We start from the raw sequence: 19,853 nt of genomic DNA on the forward strand, positions 1-19,853 counted from the left end.
CATGTCGCTCACCACCACCGCCAACAAGGTCATCCACAACGGCAACGGCTCGGGCTCAGTGTTCCCGTACAGCTTCCCGATCCTCGACGCCTCGCACCTGTCGGTGATCTACACCGATGCCGCCGGGGCCGAGACGACGCTGTCGCCCAGCCAGTATTCGGTGACCGGCATCGGCTCGACCACGGGCGGCAGCGTGACCTACCTGCGGTCGGGCTCGCCGATCGCCACCGGCACCAAGCTCACGATCGTACGCACCGTGCCCTACACCCAGACGACGGTGCTCTCGAACCAGGGCGGCTACTACCCCGAGGTGGTCGAGCGACGCTTCGACGAGGTCTACATGGCGATGCAGCAGCTCGCCGAGATCGTGGGCCGCTACACCGTCTCCAGCATCAGCGACCCGGCGACGGAGCAGAGCAACTACGACCTGATCCAGGATCTGCAGGTATTCCAGGGCGACATCGACAAGCTTTCGATGCAGGGCGACCTGTTGATCCACGACGGCCACACCTACAAGGCCCTGACGCGTGGCACGTCAGGACAATACCTCGGCATGAGCGGCGCCGACGTCGCATGGCAAGCTCTGCCCCCGTACCCGATCGTCAATGGCGCTCGACGCCAGACGGTCGCGGCCGGCCCCGTTACGTCGGCGGGTGTGCCGGACCTGCTGCCCTCAAGCACCACGGCCACCCTCAATCTCACGTCCCTGAACGTCTCCTCGACCTATCCGCTGGTCGTGACGGCGGCGGGCGGCTGGTCGAGCGCAACCGGCGCTTCGGCGGACACGATCGGCGTCAGCACCGCGAACCTGACATGGTCGAACCTGACCGCATCGAACAAGAATTACCTCTACGTCACGATCGCCGGCGGGGTGATGACGACCGGCAAGACGCTGCTGGCGCCGATCTACCAGTGGGGCGGCACGCCTTCGACCGCCAACGGCCAGTTCACGTTCAACATCGCCGAGATGCGTGGCTATCTCGGCAACGGCACGACCGCGCCGCAGGTCAATCTCGTGTTCGTCGGCGAGGCCGACACAAACGGCACGCAAGTGACGGCCACGATCGTCTACGCCTACAACGGGCAGTACGTCTCGGCCGCCACGAGCACGCTCCCGACGGGCCCGACGGTCGTCACCCACGCCCACAACATCGGCGTACAGCCCCGCATCTACAGCGTGGTCTTCCGCTGCATCACGACCGACAACGGCTACCCGGTCGGAGAGGTGCTGGAGTTCGGCCGGAACGTCTGGGACTACGACGGCAGCGTCAGCCGCCCCGTGCAGATCTCGGTCAACCCGAAGTCCCTGCATTGGGTCGGCGCATCGCACAACGCGTCGAACTATACCCGCAGCGCCTTCGTCACCCTCACTGCTGCGAGCTGGAACTATCAGGCCTCCGTGGATCGCGGCTGGTGATCACGATGCTGCCCGCCACCGAGGACGACGCCCGCGAGCTCGCGCTGACGCTGCGCGCGGAGGACCGCGCGGAGGTGCTGGCGCTCGGCCGCGAGCCGGTCGAGAGCCTGCTGCAAAGCGTGACGGAATCCCGCGAGGCATGGACCTATCGCGACGACGGGCGGATCGTTTGCATGGCGGGTATCGCTCCACTCAGCCTGATCGGGCTGACCGGCGTGCCGTGGCTGCTCGGATCCGACCTCGTGCCGTCACACCGCCGCGCCTTCATGATCGAGACCCGCCGCACCGTCGCGCGCTGGCTCACACTCTTCCCGCGACTGAGGAATATCGTCGATGCCCGCTACCACGCAGCGATCCGCTGGCTGCGCTGGCTGGGCTTCACGATCGGCGAGCCGTTCGTCCTGGGAAGGGGCTTGTTCCGGCGTGTGTACAAGGAGGCGGCATGAGCGCAGCCGATCTAAAACTCCGCCCCTTCGTGGCAGCGGACCTCTCCGACATGAAGGTCAACCCAGTCTTTGAGCGCCCCGCCGAGCTGCTGACGCCAGAGATACTGTCTGCCGTCGAGCGTTTGCCCTCGTTCACTGGTGAGGTCGCTGGCCGCATCGTCTGCTGCGCTGGGTTGGTGCCGCGTGATGGCGGCCACGAGGTGTGGGCTTACTTCGCCGGGGACACGGCGCGACTTATGGTCCGGCTATTCAACGCCTGCCGACAGAAGCTTGAAACATGTCACGGCCCCATCTGGGCGCTGGTCGACGAGCCCAGTGCGCGGTGGGCGCGTCTGCTTGGCTTTATTCCAACGGGCGAACATCGGGCCATGGTCAACGGCCGCAAGCTCCCAATCTGGAGACTCCAAAATGGGCATTGAGACAATTGCACTGGCATCACTGGCGCTGTCCGCAGTCGGCACAGCTGCCGGTGTCGCCGGTCAAATCGGGCAGCAGAATGCCCAGTCGCAAGCTACTAGTGCCAACGCCGCTCAAGCCGTCTATCTGTCTCAGGTCGCACGGCAGAATCAGGAGCTTGCGGACCGTCAGGCTGCCGATGCGGCGCAACGCGGTCAGGTTGCCGAGCAAAGCCGACGCAGTCTAATGCGCCAGCAGATCGGTCAGCAGACGGCTGGTTTGGCCGGACAAGGCACAGACCTTGAGGGCAGCCCGACCGACATTCTGGGCGACACGGCCGCGGCTGGTGAATTCGACGCCCAGACTATTCGCGCCAACGCCGCGCGCGAGGCTTATGGCTACATGGTGCAAGGGATAGGCTACGGCAACACGGCCATCCTCGAAGGCACCCGCGCTGCTAACTCGGTTTACACGCCCAACTATCTGGGGGCAGGGGCTTCGTTACTATCGGGCGCTTCGACGCTAGGCGACAAGTGGTCTCGTTTCCAGGCCGATCAGGCGGTTATCAACGCCGGCAGCAAGATCGGCAGGTTCGGCGGCACCGATGCGGCGACATGGAAGTAATGTACCTATCAAGCCCAGTCGGCCGGTGCGGTCGCAGAGCAGGACGTGATGCCTGTTACTCCGTTGCGCCCAAAGCTGATTTTGATGCGCTGCTCGTCTATTGGTTTGATGCGACGGCCCTGCTTCTCGGCAAGATCGTGGGCAAGAGACGTGAGCGTCTGCTTGCACGCAACGGCAAGGGCATCGCTCTCAGGTATGAGCTGGTAACGCGAATACAGGATCGTCAAGTTGAAGCCGCCTGCGCGAGTATCCTCTCGGTACTCGGTGTCCTTGTCGAGGCGGGTCAGCGGTTGAGTGGCGTACTGAGTCGGGGCTGTACACCCACCCAAAACCAGCGCCAGCAGCAGAACGTATCTCATCCTCATCCTTTCGGCCCCATGGGCGCGACGCTAACGCAAGGATCGCTCTGATGGCAATCATCCGTTCTTTCAATCAGCCGGCTGTCGAGGCGAGGCCGCTGCCGGCTGTGGCTCTCCCCAACAACGCGCCGCTGGGCGCCTTTGGCAACACGGCGCAGGCGGAGGGCGATGCGAAGGCCCTGCTGATGGCCGGTGAGCAACTCGGGAAGGTGTCGGACACGACGGACAGAATAGCTCGCGCCATGAGGGACGAGGCCGTCCGCGCCGCGAAGGAGGAAGCCGAGAGGCGCGCGACCGAGAGGAAGGCTCAACAGCTCGAAGAACGAACGCCACGCCGGCAATGACGCCTTCCGCCTGGGCATGCCCGGACGATCGATCGTGTCGACCCACGTCAAGAACGCGCTTCAGGCCCTGATGGGCCGCTGAACGGAGACGAACATGGCAAATATCGAGAGGGAGGAGCTGCCGTCGGCAGTACCGGCGGCGGAGTCATGGCCGCGCAACGCCCTGGGGGACGACCATCCGCTGGGCCTTCAGGCCGACGAGATGTTCACGCGCCAGCTCGACACCGGGTTCGCGGGCGAGGTCCGCGGGCTGGTGAACGACCCGGCGACGGGCCTCGCGGGCCGCGACCCCGAGGCGGCGCTGGCCGGCATCGCCGGGACCATCCCGCTTCTGGCCGAGCTGAAGGACCGGTACCTGGCGCAGGCGATCGGCCCGCGCCAGAAGGCGATGCTCGAGCCGCTGATCGACCGCCGTCTCGACCGCGCCGGCGGCGACCTCGGGCGGATCGTGACGCAGGCGACGTCGGTGCTGGACGACCGCATCGTGGCCGAACGCCTCGCCGATCTGCAGCAGGACGCGTCGCTGTCCTGGCAGGACCCGTCCCATCTGCGCACGCTGGGCCACACCGTGGTGGGCGAACTGCGCTACCAGGGCGAACGCAAGGGCTGGGACGCGAGCCGGACCGACACGGCGGTGCGCACGGGCCTCAGCGATCTCTATGCCGGCGCGGTGGAGGCCGCGCTCGGCCAGGATCCCGAGCGGGCGGCGAAGCTCTACGACCACGCGCGTGACGTGATCCAGCCAGAGCGGCAGGCGGCGGTCGAGCGCCGGATCGACCGGGCGCGCGAGGAGCGTCGCGTGACGGAGATCGTGGGCGGCCTGGCCGACACGCCGGACGATCCGGCGCGGCGCCCGGACCCCGACGACTACCAGGCGCGGGCCGTCGCGCTGACGCCGCCGGACGCCTCGCCCGAGGTGCGGACGCAAGTATCCAGAATGGCCAGCATCGAACAGGCGCGCGCCGACCGAGCCTGGCAGGCGTCGCGGGGCCGCGCGGCCACGGGCGCGCTCGACTGGCTCGGCGCCAATCCCGGCGCGCCGCTGATAGCGATGCCGCCGGAGCTGCGCGACGGGTTGAGCCCGGAGCAGACGCAGGCACTCGACCGGACGGTCATGAACGGCGGCCGCGTCGTCACGGACCGCGACCTCTACGACAGGCTCGACGACCAGGCGGTGCGCGAACCGGAAGAGTTCACCAGCATCGATCTCACGCAACACCGCCTGTCGCTCGGTGACAGCGAGTACAACCGCCTGACCACACTCCAGCAGGCTCTCGCCGAAGGCAAATCCGATCCGGCCTTCGAGCGACACCGTCTCGGCCGCCTGTTCCTGGGAGAGGGACTGCGCGCTGCCAACGTCAATCCCGACGGCGAGGAGGGCCGGACCGCGCGGCAGAAATTCGACAGGCTGCTCGGCGCCTTCGAGACGGTCGAGGGCAAGCCGCCGACGATGGCCGACATTCGCGGCCTCGTCGGTGATGTGGTCGGTGGCGTGCTGCCGCGTGATGAAGGCGATCCGAATATCGTCCGGGTCGGCGGCGGGGCGGTCGAACTGAACGGCGATACCCAAATCGCGCAGCAGCAAGAGTCAGTAGAGGGAAGAGGAGGAACTGCGGCGCAAACAGGGCCGGCTCCGGGGAGCCCGGAGTATGAAGCGGCCCGCCGCCTCGCTCCAACCAAGAAGATTACGGGACCAAAATCGGGATTGGACCACTACATGGCTGGGTCGGGCGACACTGTTGAGTACGACTTCAAAGAAATCGACACTTCGGGCGTAGAGCCCGCCCAATTTCCTGCTGTCCAGAAAATCCTTAACCAGAAGCAGCCGGGTAAATACGAGATTGAAGGGCGTATGCCGTTCTCTGCTCCGGGTGAAGCACACTATGTCGTCGGCAACATTACGCTCAACATACGCGGCATATTGGAACTGGACGAGAAAGGTCGCTACTCGTTCAAGGGAGAGCTTGGCGCCGAGCCCGATCGGTATCGATTCTATCCAAGTAATCATCGAACCTGGGCGGCAGAAATCGCTACTGTTATCGGTACCTATTTGCCCGGCCGTGAGTTCAGCGTCGTGATCGCAGGCACCAAACCAATTGACATCAAACGTGGTTACTGACGATGCGCTGGTTCCCTGCGCCGACGGTACCTAATTATTCAATGCTGCTTCGGCGCCGCTTGCAATGTCTGAAGCCTGTGGTCCCTCCCGCGTCGTTTTTAGGCGTTCGAGGGCTGCCCAACCGTAGCCAAGGCCCTGAGTTCGGAGCAGGAGGTAGTTAAATGAGGCAGCGTGTACGGTGCCCGTTTCGAGGCGCTTGAGCTGATCTGCTACGAACAGCCGCGAGGGATCCGCGATCGGGCTCAACAAGGCTAGACTTGCCACGACTGCGACGATGGCGGCCCAGGCATTTACCGTCGCGAGCCCACGCAAGCTGAGGCCGGAGCGTATTGCCACCAGTGCCGAGCCAAGAGTTTGACAGCCTAGCACGGTCAGACAGGCAGCGGCGACGATCAGGGAGGGTGTCCATCCGTGCTGCTCCACCTGCAAGCCCGAATCGATGGCTGCCAAAGTGAAAAGCGGTATGAGCAGGAAGATGGCAGCGTATCTCATATAGATGAGGGCCTTTAGGCGGCCGGACTCGGGCTCACCGGCCTGAAAGTGACTATTGATTAAGGCGATCAAAACAGCCGAAGCGACAATCAGCTGGAATGTTGCATGCCCTTTGTTCCAAAGCGCTGCAAGGCCAGTGAAAGGGAGAGTGATGAGAAATACGACGATGAACGGTACGATGATGAACAAGAGCGATGAAATCAGGCCAAGCAGAAGTTTGATCGCTCCCTGCATGGCCGCAAAGCGGCGATCAATGAGGTGAAATGCGAGACTGGTCGCCAGTGCCGCGATGGGAATCCAAAGCAAGTCCATATTCAAGCCAACTGCAAGGGAGTCGATATTGATCAGTGTAAAAAGTTTTGTGCCCAGAGACAGTGTGCTCAAGAGTAGTCCAACAAATAGGCTTGCAAATATAAGTTGTGTCGCCAGTTTCCAGGTCGTGTAAAAATAGGTGGCAGCGCTCGCAATCCAATGCCTGTCCTCATCGGCCGCAGCCACCAGCGTATGGAAAACAAAGAAAAAGACGATCAAGAAACTATTGAGATTGAACCAGTAAGGGCCAAGGCGTCGATCGAGTGGTACAGGCACCTGTCGAAAGATCGAATGCCAGCCGAGGCCAACACAAATGACGAAGGCGCCTGCAAGCCACAGCATTAAAGTCCTGGCACGGAGATTTCCAATCCCGGCAATCGCTATGACGGGCACGAACAAAGCTGACGTTAGTAGTGACGCGAAGAGCGCTTCATCGGTTGTCGGCCATTCCTTTGCGAAAACGGACTGATCGAGAAACCACAAAAGTACGCCCTGCATCAGGCCGATCGCCAAGCGGCTCGTCCCAAGCAGAGATAGACGCTTCGGCGTTTCTGGCATGTACCGGCACCTTCACGGTTAAGCTTTGATGCCTCCATGAATGATACGCAGGGAAGTAGGAGGCAAGCAATCATAAGTTGTATTTAGATCGTGCCGAACCCTGTATTTGACGATTTCGATGCGGATGCTGGGAAGCCCGGCTGCATCGATGTGCGTGGCGGCAAGAACCCGCTTCAGGCCCTGATGGGCCGCTGAACGGAGACGAACATGGCAAATATCGAAATGGAGGAGCTGCCCTCGGCAGCGCCGGCCGCGGAGTCATGGCCGCGCAACCACCTGGGGGACGACCATCCGCTGGGCCTGCAGGCCGACGAGATGTTCACGCGGCAGCTCGATACCGGGTTCGCGGGCGAGGTGCGCGGGCTGGTGAACGATCCGGCGACGGGCCTCGCGGGCCGTGATCCCGAGGCGGCGCTGGCCGGCATCGCCGGGACCATCCCGCTTCTGGCCGAGCTGAAGGACCGGTACCTCTCGCAAGCGACCGGCCCGCGCCAGAAGGCGATGCTCGAACCGCTGATCGACCGCCGCCTCGACCGCGCCGGCGGCGACCTGGGGCGGATCGTGGCGCAGGCGACGTCGGTGCTGGACGACCGCATCGTGGCCGAACGCCTCGCCGACCTGGCGCGTGACGCGGCGCTGTCCTGGCAGGACCCGGCGCATCTGCGCACGCTGGGCCACACCGTGGTGGGCGAGCTGCGCTACCAGGGCGAACGCAAGGGCTGGGACGCGGTCCGGACCGACACGGCGGTGCGCACAGGCCTCAGCGATCTCTATGCCGGCGCGGTCGAGGCCGCGCTTGGCCAGGATCTCGAGCGCGCGGCGAAGCTCTACGACCACGCGCGCGACGTGATCCAGCCGGAGCGGCAGGCGGCGGTCGAACGCCGGATCGACCGGGCACGCGAGGAGCGTCGCGTGACGGAGATCGTCGGCGACCTGGCCGACACGCCGGACGATCCGGCGCGGCGTCCGGACCTCGACGATTACCAGGCGCGTGCCGCCGGGCTGACACCTCCGGACTCCTCGCCCGAGGTGCGGTCGCAGGTATCGAGGATGGCCAGCATCGAACAGGCGCGCGCCGACCGGGCGTGGCAGGCGGCGCGAGGCCGCGCGGCCACCGGCGCGCTCGACTGGCTCGGCGCCAATCCCGGTGCGCCGCTGATGGCAATGCCGACGGCACTGCGCGACGGGTTGAGCCCGGAGCAGACGGAGGCGCTTGACCGGACCGCCATGAACGGCGGCCGCGTCGTCACGGATCACGAGCTTTACGACAGGCTCGATGACCAGGCGGTGAACAATCCGGAAGACTTCACCGGCCTCGATCTCACGCAACATCGGCTGTCGCTCGGCGACAACGACTACAACCGCCTGACCAAACTCCAGCAGGCTCTCGCCGACGGCAAATCCGATCCAGCCTTCGAGCGCCACCGTCTCAGCCGCTTGTTCCTGGGAGAGGGACTGCGCGCTGCCAACGTCGAGTCCGAAGGCACGGAAGCCCGGACGGCGCGGCAACAGATCGACAGGCTCTTGGGCGCCTTCGAGTCCGTCGAAGGTAAGCCGCCGACGATGGCGGACATTCGCAGCCTCGTCGGCGATGTGGTGAGCGGCGTGCTGTCGCGCGTAAATGGCGATCCGAACATCGTCCGGACCTCGGGCGGCGAGCCGGTCGAACCGAACGGCAATACGCAAATCGCGCAGCCGCAAGAGCCAGCAAAGGCCGGCCAAAAGGTTGCGTCACCAACGCAGTCAACTCCGGGCAGTCCTGAGTCTCAAGCCGCTACGACGAAGACGGCCACGGACCCGGGAAAGCGCGTGGTCTTGCCGAGCGGCAAGAGCGTGCCAAGCGAAGACTCGGAAACAGGCTTCCTGATGTCGCCGTTCGAGGACCTCAGCGAGGTTGTTGCGGCCGGTCGGGAAACGCGCAGTAAGGTCCTGGATAAAGCGCGCGCGAGCCCCTGGAAAGCGCTCACGGACTTCTCGAAAATAGAAGAATACGGCCGCGAGTTGGTCGGCAAGGATCTCGCCCAAGGTGGACGGCTCGACTACCAGAGGCTTTGGATTCCAGACAACGACGCTCCGGGCTACCTGCAGTTGCGCCAGTTCCGCGACGTCTCGAATTTCAACGTGGGACTGTACATGCAACAGGTGGGCTTTCATACCCTTGACGAGGTTTTGAAGATTACGGGGAAATATGCGAAAGAAAATTCGAGCAACTACATGCCGGGCGAGCCCTACGGCCTGGATCCGCGAGTCAAACGGTGGATCGAACGTGGCTATAAAGCGGGAGAAAGTGGCGTCTTCAATGAGTCGTTTCACTTAAACAGTGAGCTGAACCCCTGAAACTTCTCCAGATTTGGACGGATTTCGAGTGGTCTGTGATCGAGCCGTTGCTGTCGGAGTGGCGTCCTTACTCGCGCCGTCCTCGGTAATCCTTCCAGGCCCAAATGATGATGACAAAGGTCGTGATCACGGCGACAGGCAGATAATGCCATACGAGGCCGGGAAGGCCACCTTTGCGCGTATCGGAAATCTGCGTTTCGAAGTGGGTGAGAAAGCAGGTCGGTAAGGTCTTCGGCAGAATCGGCAGTGTTAGATTGAAGCACGAGCTCAGCGGTACGGACAAATCGTAGAGAGCGGCCAGGACGAACAATAGAACTGCGAAGCGCAGAGCCAGGCGACGCAAGAGCGGCAAGAGCGCCATGTCCATGTGGCCTTTCGCCGAAAACCTTCTGGAGCCCAGACGATGGCGATCGACAAGGGCCCAGGCGATGGTGGTCGACAAGGACACGACGACCGCCGGCAGATAATGCCAGAGGAAACCCGCAAGGTTGGCTTCGTCTAAGTCATCGATCAGCAGGCCAGAGCTAAAAACGAGACGAAGATACAGATGCATCAATTCGAAAGGCCGTAACGAATCGAAACAGCGAGCGATCAATCCGGTCAGGTCGAACAGAATGGACAGGGCGACCAGAAGAACGACGAAGCGCGCGACCAAGCGCAACCCATGGAATGAAGCAACGTTTGGTTGTTTAGTCATGAAGTAAAACTAGCATGCCTCGTGGAGGCTGGCCACGCCTTTGCACGAACCTTCGCACCTTGATCGAGCAGACTAGTTCAAAGCGGACTTGGCCCGGAGACGACCATGGCAAGTATCGAGATGGAGGAGCTGCCCCCGGCAGCGCCGGCCGCGACCCACAGGCGGCGCTGGCCGGCATCGCCGGGACCATCCCGCTTCTGGCCGAGCTGAAGGACCGGTACCTGGCGCAAGCGATCGGCCCGCGCCAGAAGGCGATGCTCGAGCCGCTGATCGACCGCCGCCTCGACCGCGCCGGCGGCGACCTCGGCCGGATCGTGGCGCAGGCGACGTCGGTGCTGGACGACCGCATCGTGGCCGAGCGCCTTGCCGACCTGGCGCGTGACGCGTCGCTGTCCTGGCAGGACCGGGCCCATCTGCGCACGCTGGGCGCCACCACGGTGGGCGAGCTGCGCTACCAGGGCGAACGAAAGGGCTGGGACGAGGTCCGGACCGACACGGCGGTGCGCACGGGCCTCAGCGATCTCTACGCCGGCGCGGTCGAGGCCGCGCTCGGCCAGGATCCCGAGCGGGCGGCGAAGCTCTACGACCACGCGCGCGACGTGATCCAGCCGGAGCGGCAGGCAGCGGTCGAGCGCCGGATCGACCGGGCGCGCGAGGAGCGTCACGTGACGGAGATCGTCGGCGGCCTGGCCGACACGCCGGACGATCCGGCGCAGCGCCCGGACCCCGACGACTACCAGGCGCGAGCCATCGACGCGACGCCGCCGGACGCCTCGCCGGAGGTGCGGGCGCAGGTGTCGAGGATGGCCAGCATCGAACAGGCGCGCGCCGATCGAGCCTGGCAGGCGGCGCGGGGCCGCGCGGCCACCGGCGCCCTCGACTGGCTCGGCGCCAATCCCGGGGCGCCGCTGATGGCGATGCCGGCGGACCTGCGCGGCGGGTTGAGCCCGGAGCAGACGCAGGCGCTCGACCGGACGGCGATGAACGGCGGCCGCGTCGTCACGGACCGCGACCTCTACGACAGGCTCGACGATCAGGCCGTGAGCGACCCCGAAAGCTTCGCCGGTCTCGATCTCACGCAATACCGCCTGTCGCTCGGCGACAGCGAGTACAACCGCCTGACCAAAATCCAGCAGGCTCTCGCCGAAGGCAAACCCGATCCGGCCTTCGAGCGCCACCGTCTCGGCCGCCTGTTCCTCGGGGAAGCGCTGCGCAACGCCAACGTCGATCCCGACAGCGAGGAGGCCCGGACCGCGCGTCAGCAACTCGACAGGCTTTTAGGCGCCTTCGAGCCCGTCGAGGGGAAACCGCCGACGATGGCGGACATCCGTGGCCTCGTTGGCGACGTGCTGCCGCGTGTAACTGGCGATCCGAATATCGTCCGGACCTCGGGTAGCGAGCCGGTCGAAGCATCGCCGCAAAAGGCCGCGGCGAAGGGAATGTTCGATGAAGGAAAGCCTCGCATTGCGCCGGTCAGTTCCGATGTCGACGGCATCACCAGCCGCGTCGTCGATGCCGTATCGACACCCTCACCCATCAGCGAAGTGGTAGTCGAAGAATCGACAGGTCCCAAAGCGACAGAAGCGGCACCCGTGACGCCTCCTTCGTCCGACGTCACGCGGTTCGACGACGGCACCAAACGAATCACGCGCCGCGGCGTTGATACCGAGCGTGGCAAGGCCGACGTCACGGAAGCGTACGACGAGCAAGACCGCATCGTCTCGACTGATGCCACCTTCGCCGACGGCCATCGTGTGGAGAGCCGTTGGTCCTATCCCGCCGATGGCCACTGGTCGCAGGTTGATACCATACGCGACCCCGAGGGCAAGACGCTGGGCGCTATCACCACGACTTTCGACGGTGAGCGCGTGACGCGCACCGCCGAGCCGATAAACGGACCGCCACAGACGGACATCTGGGATAGGAACGGTCCCGTGGCGACGGTGCAGAACGTCTCGCCCGCGTTGGCCATCCCCATCCTTCTGGATCTCGCGGCGGCGGCGATCGGGGCAGTGATCGTTGGAAAGGCAATAGACGACACGATCGCTCGCCAGGGAACGGGCGGCGTTTTCGGTGGCAGCGAAATGGCTGGCCCAAAAGACGGGAAGCCGGACAAGGGCCACAACAATCCGCCGGAGCCGGTCGATGACGACAGGCGACCGCCTTCCGGACCTCCGGTGCCGCCGTTTCTGCCGGGGCAGCGTCCTAGTTGGCGTCAAAGCGAACTCGACAATATGGCCGATCGACATCCGGACTTTGCTTCGCAAGTCGCTTTCAAGGATGGTAGGGAGGTAAGCTCAAGGACGGCTGGTTCGGTTCGTCCCGACGGTGTGTCGGCCGACAAACGCAGTGCATCGTTCGAGGTGAAAAACTACGATATCAATACCAATGCCGATGGCCTGGTCAACAACGTCATCCGACAGGTTCAGGAGCGTGTCCGACATCTGCCGCAAGGCATGCAGCAGAACATTAAGATCGATGTGCGCGGACAGAATGTATCTCCAGGTCGCCTCGATGATATCGCAAGAAGGATCGTCGAAAAGTCGAATGGTCTGCTCAGGCATGAACACATTGAATTCGTGAGGTTCTATCGATGAGCGACGTTGGACTTTCGGCAGGGCTAGTTCTCCAGCAGATCGGAACGCCAAGGGAAGTTGCCGCCTTTTTCGAGTTGATCGGCCGGCATAAGCCAGAATCGGCCGATCACTCGTTCGCTCTGGTGACGGATCGTCTCTACAGGCGCACTGTGCCTGGAGAAGCGTTCGATGCACTTCTCGATCAGCTTCACGAGTGCCAGCGGACGTTTCGTGCTGTTCCGGTCACCCCGGGTTTCTGGGATGAATTCGATCTGGGTGACAGAAGTGTTGGACTGGATCGGTCGGCATCGAATCTCGCCGATGCATTTCAGCGGGTCTTTTCTGCTATCGATAGTTCGATCGAAGTTGCTCGCCTGGATAAGAAGAACCTCGGGTATTTTCGACCGGTTCGACTGCAGGCCCTGGATGGACCCAGATCCTATGAACATAAATACATGCCGCTGGAGGACTTCGAAAATCCCGACATGCGACCGATCTGGCTGGACTGATTTGGTTCCGTCCATCTGACTCGAGATCACGCTTTGATGCCCGCCGCAGCCTCTTCGAAACGGCTCTCACACCAAGATGGCGCTGTGGCTGAAGGCGATCTGCCACGACAGTGGTCACGCGGGCGCCAGAAGAGATCAACCTTAAGGCCTATGAACGATGACCGGCGTCGAGAAGCCGGCCTTCGCCAAGGTTTGATGTTGGGAAGAGTGCAGCGAGCAACTGCTGCGGCAGAGGCCGTGGCCGGCGAGCCAAGCAATAGCCATCGGTACTAGGAAGCCCGGCCGCATCGATGTGCAGCCAGGGCGCTGGAGAATTGGAGAAACAGGAACGTGACGATCGTCACGGTGGGTACTGGCAACGCACGCAACGGTGTGGTTGAACGAATCGTGGGCGGCGAGCGCGCCGTCGTCCACCCGCAGCGGAGGCCGTGATGCCTAGAAACTTCGATCCTGAAGACGACCGTAAATTTTATCTCGAATTTAACCTACAGCGTGTGATGAGGTTTGAGCCGGAAACGACCGGGCCGTTCAATCGCTCGCACTATCTAGCGATGAGGTTGGGTAATCTGATCGAGGCTTACTTGTTGGGCCTGCGCGATCAGGTGCTGCCGACGGCGCAAGCGCTCGTGGCCTGGATGGAAGTACAAACGGCGCCGCCAGAGGGCAAGGACACCGACGAAGCCTTCCGCGCTTATCAATGGTGGGAGACGCTGGGCTTGGGCAAGTGGCTGATCAATGGTGATCCGGCGGTGGCCGAGTTCACCCGCGCGAGTGAGGCCGACTGGCGACAGTGGGACCAGTTCGACCGCCTCCTGCCCAACGGGACGAAGCTGTTGATGCGGGAGGGGCTCGAACTTGCGCTGCCGCTCAACCTCGCGGCGCGACGTCATGAGGTCGGCCTGAAGCTCTGCCAGGAAGCGGGACTCACCACCAAGGCTTCGTCGGCGCCGGCGATCGTGCGAGCAGAACTTATGTACGGGCAATGGGCCTGCCGTCATCTCGCCGACGGTGGCAAGCCCGACGCGACCTATGTCGCCAGGGGCGAGGAGATGCTGCGAAAGGTCATGTCGGAACGCTTCATCGAGAACGGCTATCACACTAAGATGGCGATGTGGCTGAAGGCGATCTATCACGACAGCGGCGTCACGCGGACGCCGGAGGAGACCATCCTCAAGGCCTACGACACGATGGATGGGGTCGAAAAGCCTGGCTTCGCAAAGGTCTGATGTCGAGAAGAGTTTAGCGAGCAACTGCCGCAGTAGAGGGCGCTGCCGGCGAACCTGGCAGCGCCGGCCGCGGAGTCATGGCCGCGCAACGAGCTGGGAGACGACCACCCCCTCAGCCTTCAGGCCGACGAGATGTTCACGCGCCAACTCGACACCGGGTTCGCGGGCGAGGTCCGCGGGCTGGTGACCGACCCGGCGACGGGCCTCGCGGGCCGCGACCCCGAGGCAGCGCTGGCCGGCATCGCCGGGACCATCCCGCTTCTGGCCGAGCTGAAGGACCGGTATCTCGCGCAAGCGATCGGCCCGCGCCAGAAGGCGATGCTCGAGCCGCTGATCGACCGCCGCCTCGACCGCGCCGGCGGCGACCTCGGCCGGATCGTGGCGCAGGCGACGTCGGTGCTGGACGACCGCATCGTGGCCGAACGCCTCGCCGACCTGGCGCGTGACGCGGCGCTGTCCTGGCAGGACCCGGCGCACCTGCGCCTGCTGGGCCGCACCGTGGTGGGCGAGCTGCGCTACCAGGGCGAACGCAAGGGCTGGGACGCGGTCCGCATCGACACGGCGGTGCGCACAGGCCTCAGCGATCTCTATGCCGGCGCGGTCGAGGCCGCGCTTGGCCAGGATCTCGAGCGCGCGGCGAAGCTCTACGACCACGCGCGCGACGTGATCCAGCCGGAGCGGCAGGCGGCGGTCGAGCGCCGGATCGACCGGGCGCGCGAGGAGCGTCGCGTGACGGAGATCGTGGGCGACCTGGCCGACACGCCGGACGATCCGGCGCGGCGTCCGGACCTCGACGACTACCAGGCGCGAGCCATCGACGCGACGCCGCCGGACGCCTCGCCGGAGGTGCGGGCGCAGGTGTCGAGGATGGCCATCATCGAACAGGCGCGCGCCGATCGAGCCTGGCAGGCGGCGCGGGGCCGCGCGGCGACAGGCGCGCTCGACTGGCTGGGCGCCCATCCCGGGGCGCCCCTGATGGCGATGCCGGCGGACCTGCGCGACGGGTTGAGCCCGGAGCAGACGGAGGCGCTCGACCGGACAGCCATGAACGGCGGCCGCGTCGTCACGGACCGCGACCTTTACGACGGGCTGGACGATCAGGCGGTGAACAATCCGGCAGACTTCACCAGCATCGATCTCACGCAACACCGGCTGTCGCTCGGCGACAACGACTACAACCGCCTGACCAAACTCCAGCAGGCTCTCGCTGAGGGCAGATCCGATCCCGCCTTCGAGCGACATAGACTCGGCCGCCTGTTCCTGGGAGAGGGACTGCGCGCTGCCAACGTCGATCCAAGCGGCGAGGAGGGCCGGGCCGCGCGGCAACAGATCGACAGGCTTTTGGGCGCCTTCGAGGCGGTCGAGGGCAAGCCGCCGACGATGGCCGACATTCGCGGCCTCGTGAGCGACGTGCTGCCGCGCGGCGAAGGCGATCCGAACATCGTTCGGACCTCGGGCGGCGAGCCGGCCGAAGCGAACGGCAATACGGAAATTACACCGCTGCAAGAGCCAGCCGAGGCGCCCCGGGAGGTTGTGCCGCCAACGAAGCCGGCTCCGGGCAGTTCTGAATTTAAGGTGAAGGGTGTGCTCGAGGGGGCGGAGCCCCGCGTCGTCCACAACGACGACGGCAGCGCGGAGGTCACGGCCGGCGATATTCCGACGCCGGGCGGCCCGGCCGAGGCGACCATCCGCATTGATCGCGACCGGTCGGGCGCATCGTCGGAGATGGTTTTGCCCAACGGGCACCGCGTCGAGAGCCGGCGGACCAGCCGCGACGGCCGGACCTGGTCTCAGATCGACACGATCCGCGATCCGCAAGGCATCGTTGTCGGCACGCAGACGACCACTTTCGACGGCGCACGCTTCACGCAGACCTGGACACCGACCGATGGTCCGGCGCAGACGACGATCTGGGAGGAGAAGCCGCTTGCCGGTGGCGTGCATCTGGCGAACGCCGGTACTGCTGCTCTTGGAGGTCTCGGCACCGCAACCGCCGAGGCTATCGCCGGCGACGTGCTGGCGCTGGGGACGAGAGCCCTCGGCCTGGCTGGTACCGCAGCGGCCGCGGTCGCTGCAGGTGCTGCCGTGCTCCTAACACCGACGAACAGCCAGGGCACCACGGTCGACTTGGGCGATGGCGTGCGTCTGCGCCAACCGCCGGGAGATTCCAGTGGTGTCATCGAGACGAGCGTTCTCGGCCGCAACCTGTGGGACCGCACGCCTGTAGACGTGCGCATCGACGATGGCGTCACCTCGGATAGCCGACAGAGGTTGACGATCGACGCCACGGCGCTGGAGAGGGCGATCGGGCCGGAGGCCGCCGACCGCGTGCTGGCGGCGGCCGCGAAGCGCTTCGATGTTGTGCCGATCTATGCGGACCGTGCTTCCGGCAGTAGCGAAATGGCCCGGCCGCGCAACTGGAAGCCGCGCAATGATGACAACAATCCACCGGGGCCGGTTAGCGACGACAAGCCCTCGCCCGAGAAGCCGCCTTCTGGGACGCCGATGCTGCCAGGCTCACCTGGCGAGCCATCTACTCGCAGAGAGGGCAAGAGCGAAGAAGACATTGAGTATGAGAGAATCGCCAGGTCTCTAAAGCTCCAAGTAAATAGTCTGACAACGCGGCGGCTGGTGGAAAATCGGGATATGTTGCTCGATGACTTTATCGGCAAGTACATGAAGGCGAGTGTCAGGAGAGAATTGCCCTCGGAGTTGTTCAAAGGCACCGTCGGCGACGCCTTGAAAAATGGCGGCTCGAAGGTAAAGAAGATTTTGCAGCAGCAAAGGTTCATGAAATGACCGAGATCGACTGGTACAGCGCGTCGCTGCTCTTCTACTCCGTCAGCGACTCGAACGGAAAATGGGACACGGAGGAAGTCGTGTGTCTTGTTCGCGCGTCGAGCTTCGAGGAGGCGTTCCAGAAGTTTCTCGACCTCGGGCATCGGCGGGAGGAGATCGATATTGATGAAACGGACGGTCACAGGTCTGCTGTGAGGTTCGCCAAAATCGTCTCATTGAACATACTGCCGACACAGGAACTGGATGGCGCGGTAATTTGCGCGGTGATACTGCCGGACGATGGATCCGTCGTGACAGTCGATTCACCCCTCTACCCCGAGAATTCGCAGCCAGAGTACAGCATGTGATGCAGGTAGGGTATAGCTCGGCCGCGTCGAGAGGGGCGACGGCAAAAGCCTTCTTGCGGAGGCCGTGATGCCGAGAGTTTTCGAGCCCGAGAAAGATCGCCAGTTCTACCTAGATTTCCTTCTGGCTATTGCGATGAAGTTCGAGCCGGAAACGACTGGGCCGTTCAATCGCTCGCACTACATGGCAAGTACGCTAGGTTACCTGATCCAGGCCCATCTACTAGGCTTGCGCGAGCAGGTGTTGCCGCTAGCGCGGGCGCTCGCGGGCTGGATGGAGTCACAACCGGCGTGGCCAGAAGGCAAGGATACCGAGGAATCCTTTTACGCCTATCAATGGTGGGAGACGCTGGGCCTGGGCAAGTGGCTGATCGATGGCGATTCAGCGGTGACCGAGTTCGGCCGCGCAAGCGAGGCCGACTGGAGACAATGGGACAAGTTCGACCGCTTCGAACCCAATGGGACGAAGCTGCTGATGCGGGAGGGGCTCGAACTCTCGCTGCCGCTCAATCTTGCGGCACGACGCCATGACGTCGGCCTGAAGCTCTGTCAGGAAGCGGGACTCACCACCAAGCCTTCGTCGGCACCGGCCATCGTGCGGGCGGAATTGATGTACGGGCAATGGGCCAGCCGTCATCTCGCCGATGGTGGCAAGCCTGACGCGGCTTATGTCGCCAAGGGTGAGGAGATGCTGCGCAAGGTCATGTCGGAAAGCTTCATCATGAACGGCTATCATACGAAGATGGCGATGTGGCTGAAGGCGATCTACCACGACAGCGGCGTCACGCGGACGCCGGAGGAGACCATCTTCAAGGCCTACGACACCATGACCGACATCGAGAAACCCGCCTTCGCAAAGGTCTGACGTTGGGAAGAGTTTAGCGATCAACTGCAGCAGCAGAGGCGATGCCGGCGAGCCAGGTAATGGCCGCCAGTGCCGGAAAGACCGTCCACATCGATGTGAGGGGCGTCAAGAACGCCTTCCACGTCCCGATGGGCTGATGAACGGAGACGAACATGGCAAGCATCCAGTCTTTCGCAACTTCATGCTCAAGCCCATCGATCTCAGCCCTTGAACTCGGCTAATCTGGTATGCATTCAACATGCCTTCGGTCCGAACAATAGGGAGGAGTCCGAAGGCGTCTTTTGAAATGTGTGAAGCTTTGGACGAGGTATCGTCGACCATGAACAACATTGCCTCCTTCGCCGCCGACTACAGCGAGGCGCGTGACAAGTTCCTGTCGGCGGCCCGGCTCGCCGACGCCCAGACCTTCCGCTACGACAATCCGACCAAAGGGCCCAAGGGCGAGTCGCTCTCGACCGATGTCGCCTGGGTCGGGCCGGCGGACGCCTCGAAGGTGATGGTGACGATCTCCTCGACGCACGGGATCGAGGGCTATTGTGGCTCGGGCTTCCAGGTCGACTGGCTGGCCTCGATCGGGCCGGCGGGACTTCCGGCCGGGACCGCGGCGCTGTTCGTGCATGCGATCAATCCCTACGGTTTCGCCTGGACGCGGCGCGTGACGGAAGAGGGCAACGACCTCAACCGCAACTATGTCGACCACTCCAAGCCCTATCCGGTGAACGAAGGCTATCTGGAGATCGCCGACTTCCTGATCCCGGCGGACTTCAGCGAGGAGGGCCGCGCGGCCGCCGACGCCAAGCTGATGGCCTTTCGCAAGAAGGTTGGAGAAGTCGAATTCTTCCGCGCCGTCTCGGGCGGCCAGTACAGCCATCCCGACGGCATGTTCTTCGGCGGCGGCGGCCCGGCCTGGTCCAACCGCACCCTGCACGCCATCGTCGATCGCTACCTGAAGAGCCGCGAGGACGTGGCGGTGGTCGATTTCCATACCGGCCTCGGCCCCTACGGCTATGGCGAGCCGATCACCCATTACGATATCGGCACCGGTGGCTCGCGACGGGTTCGCAACTTCTGGGGCGAGTCGGTCACCGAGTCGAAGAGGGGGCAGACCGCCTCCCAGGCGCGGGACGGGCTCGGCCATTACGGGCTGAACCGCGTGCTGAAGGAGCCGCAGACCCGGCTCACCATGTGCACCATCGAATACGGCACCTTCGACCGCGAGAGCGGCCAGAAGGCCTTCCGCGCCGACCACTGGCTGCACAAATACGGCGACCCGCTGGGTAAGGAAGCCGAGCCGGTGCGCAAGGCGATGCGCCGCCAATTCTATCCGGAGACCGACGACTGGAAGGAGGCGGTGCTGTTCCGCGGCCATCAGGTCGTGCGGCAGGCCATCGCCGGCCTGCAGCGGGGCGCTTTGTAGCTTTTGGGGACAAGAG

18 protein-coding genes are annotated in these 19,853 nt (G+C 64.0%); 14 read left to right on the forward strand and 4 right to left on the reverse strand.

Annotated features, from left to right (window positions below):
* Nucleotide 1: 1 nt before the first annotated feature.
* The 4 genes from AC1RP5_RS10340 to AC1RP5_RS10355 are packed head-to-tail and all read left to right on the forward strand — an operon-like array spanning nt 2 to nt 2,883.
* The gene (locus AC1RP5_RS10340) at nt 2–1,417 is read left to right on the forward strand and encodes a hypothetical protein (RefSeq protein WP_493110561.1); all 1,416 of its coding nucleotides are present in this window, start codon (nt 2–4) and stop codon (nt 1,415–1,417) included.
* On the forward strand, nt 1,414–1,863 hold the full coding sequence (locus AC1RP5_RS10345) for a hypothetical protein (protein WP_493110562.1): 450 nt from the start codon (nt 1,414–1,416) through the stop codon (nt 1,861–1,863). The genes AC1RP5_RS10340 and AC1RP5_RS10345 overlap by 4 nt, the downstream gene beginning before the upstream one ends.
* Nucleotides 1,860–2,282 carry a hypothetical protein gene (locus tag AC1RP5_RS10350; protein WP_493110563.1) on the forward strand — a complete coding sequence of 141 codons (423 nt, stop codon included), beginning with the start codon at nt 1,860–1,862 and terminating at the stop codon, nt 2,280–2,282. Before AC1RP5_RS10345 ends, AC1RP5_RS10350 begins: the two co-directional genes overlap by 4 nt.
* Nucleotides 2,272–2,883 (forward strand): virion core protein, T7 gp14 family, encoded by a 612-nt coding sequence (locus AC1RP5_RS10355; protein WP_493110564.1) that lies wholly within the window; start codon nt 2,272–2,274, stop codon nt 2,881–2,883. Before AC1RP5_RS10350 ends, AC1RP5_RS10355 begins: the two co-directional genes overlap by 11 nt.
* Before the next feature lie 8 nt (nt 2,884–2,891).
* On the opposite strand, the gene AC1RP5_RS10360 is transcribed toward AC1RP5_RS10355, so the two are convergent.
* Nucleotides 2,892–3,242, reverse strand: coding sequence for a hypothetical protein (locus AC1RP5_RS10360; RefSeq protein WP_493110565.1), 351 nt, complete (start codon nt 3,240–3,242; stop codon nt 2,892–2,894).
* 50 nt (nt 3,243–3,292) lie between these two features.
* Here AC1RP5_RS10360 and AC1RP5_RS10365 point away from each other — a divergent pair, with 50 nt between their 5' ends.
* Both AC1RP5_RS10365 and AC1RP5_RS10370 read left to right on the forward strand, forming a co-directional pair.
* Nucleotides 3,293–3,586 carry a hypothetical protein gene (locus AC1RP5_RS10365; RefSeq protein WP_493110566.1) on the forward strand — a complete coding sequence of 98 codons (294 nt, stop codon included), beginning with the start codon at nt 3,293–3,295 and terminating at the stop codon, nt 3,584–3,586.
* Nucleotides 3,587–3,680: 94 nt separating this feature from the next.
* Nucleotides 3,681–5,705 carry a lipid II-degrading bacteriocin gene (locus AC1RP5_RS10370; protein WP_493110567.1) on the forward strand — a complete coding sequence of 675 codons (2,025 nt, stop codon included), beginning with the start codon at nt 3,681–3,683 and terminating at the stop codon, nt 5,703–5,705.
* A 30-nt stretch (nt 5,706–5,735) separates the two neighbouring features.
* Here AC1RP5_RS10370 and AC1RP5_RS10375 read toward each other — a convergent pair whose 3' ends face one another.
* Nucleotides 5,736–7,022, reverse strand: a complete 1,287-nt coding sequence (locus AC1RP5_RS10375; protein WP_493110568.1) for a hypothetical protein — start codon at nt 7,020–7,022, stop codon at nt 5,736–5,738.
* Nucleotides 7,023–7,274: 252 nt separating this feature from the next.
* Here AC1RP5_RS10375 and AC1RP5_RS10380 point away from each other — a divergent pair, with 252 nt between their 5' ends.
* Entirely contained in the window at nt 7,275–9,404 is a 2,130-nt protein-coding gene (locus AC1RP5_RS10380) for a hypothetical protein (RefSeq protein WP_493110569.1), read from the forward strand.
* A gap of 67 nt (nt 9,405–9,471) precedes the next feature.
* Here AC1RP5_RS10380 and AC1RP5_RS10385 read toward each other — a convergent pair whose 3' ends face one another.
* Nucleotides 9,472–10,059, reverse strand: coding sequence for a hypothetical protein (locus AC1RP5_RS10385; RefSeq protein WP_493110570.1), 588 nt, complete (start codon nt 10,057–10,059; stop codon nt 9,472–9,474).
* Nucleotides 10,060–10,160: 101 nt separating this feature from the next.
* Between AC1RP5_RS10385 and AC1RP5_RS10390 the strand changes: the two genes are divergently transcribed.
* The 6 genes from AC1RP5_RS10390 to AC1RP5_RS10415 all read left to right on the forward strand — a co-directional run bounded on the left by AC1RP5_RS10390 (nt 10,161) and on the right by AC1RP5_RS10415 (nt 18,420).
* Nucleotides 10,161–12,698: a hypothetical protein gene (locus AC1RP5_RS10390; RefSeq protein WP_493110571.1), complete on the forward strand. Its 2,538-nt coding sequence runs from the start codon at nt 10,161–10,163 to the stop codon at nt 12,696–12,698.
* Entirely contained in the window at nt 12,695–13,186 is a 492-nt protein-coding gene (locus AC1RP5_RS10395; RefSeq protein ID WP_493110572.1) for a hypothetical protein, read from the forward strand. The genes AC1RP5_RS10390 and AC1RP5_RS10395 overlap by 4 nt, the downstream gene beginning before the upstream one ends.
* A 551-nt stretch (nt 13,187–13,737) precedes the next feature.
* A complete protein-coding gene (locus AC1RP5_RS10400; RefSeq protein ID WP_493110573.1) occupies nt 13,738–14,412 on the forward strand; it encodes a hypothetical protein in 675 nt (224 codons plus the stop codon).
* A gap of 132 nt (nt 14,413–14,544) precedes the next feature.
* The gene (locus tag AC1RP5_RS10405; RefSeq protein WP_493110574.1) at nt 14,545–17,211 is read left to right on the forward strand and encodes a hypothetical protein; all 2,667 of its coding nucleotides are present in this window, start codon (nt 14,545–14,547) and stop codon (nt 17,209–17,211) included.
* Nucleotides 17,208–17,558 carry a DUF4288 domain-containing protein gene (locus tag AC1RP5_RS10410; RefSeq protein ID WP_493110575.1) on the forward strand — a complete coding sequence of 117 codons (351 nt, stop codon included), beginning with the start codon at nt 17,208–17,210 and terminating at the stop codon, nt 17,556–17,558. Before AC1RP5_RS10405 ends, AC1RP5_RS10410 begins: the two co-directional genes overlap by 4 nt.
* Before the next feature lie 67 nt (nt 17,559–17,625).
* Nucleotides 17,626–18,420 carry a hypothetical protein gene (locus AC1RP5_RS10415; RefSeq protein WP_493110576.1) on the forward strand — a complete coding sequence of 265 codons (795 nt, stop codon included), beginning with the start codon at nt 17,626–17,628 and terminating at the stop codon, nt 18,418–18,420.
* Nucleotides 18,421–18,433: 13 nt separating this feature from the next.
* Here AC1RP5_RS10415 and AC1RP5_RS10420 read toward each other — a convergent pair whose 3' ends face one another.
* The gene (locus AC1RP5_RS10420) at nt 18,434–18,574 is read right to left on the reverse strand and encodes a hypothetical protein (RefSeq protein ID WP_493110577.1); all 141 of its coding nucleotides are present in this window, start codon (nt 18,572–18,574) and stop codon (nt 18,434–18,436) included.
* A gap of 165 nt (nt 18,575–18,739) precedes the next feature.
* On the opposite strand from AC1RP5_RS10420, the gene AC1RP5_RS10425 reads away from it, so the two are divergent.
* On the forward strand, nt 18,740–19,837 hold the full coding sequence (locus tag AC1RP5_RS10425) for a M14 family metallopeptidase (RefSeq protein WP_493110578.1): 1,098 nt from the start codon (nt 18,740–18,742) through the stop codon (nt 19,835–19,837).
* Nucleotides 19,838–19,853 lie beyond the last annotated feature (16 nt).

This window comes from Reyranella sp. GW821-FHT12G01 (assembly GCF_058806575.1).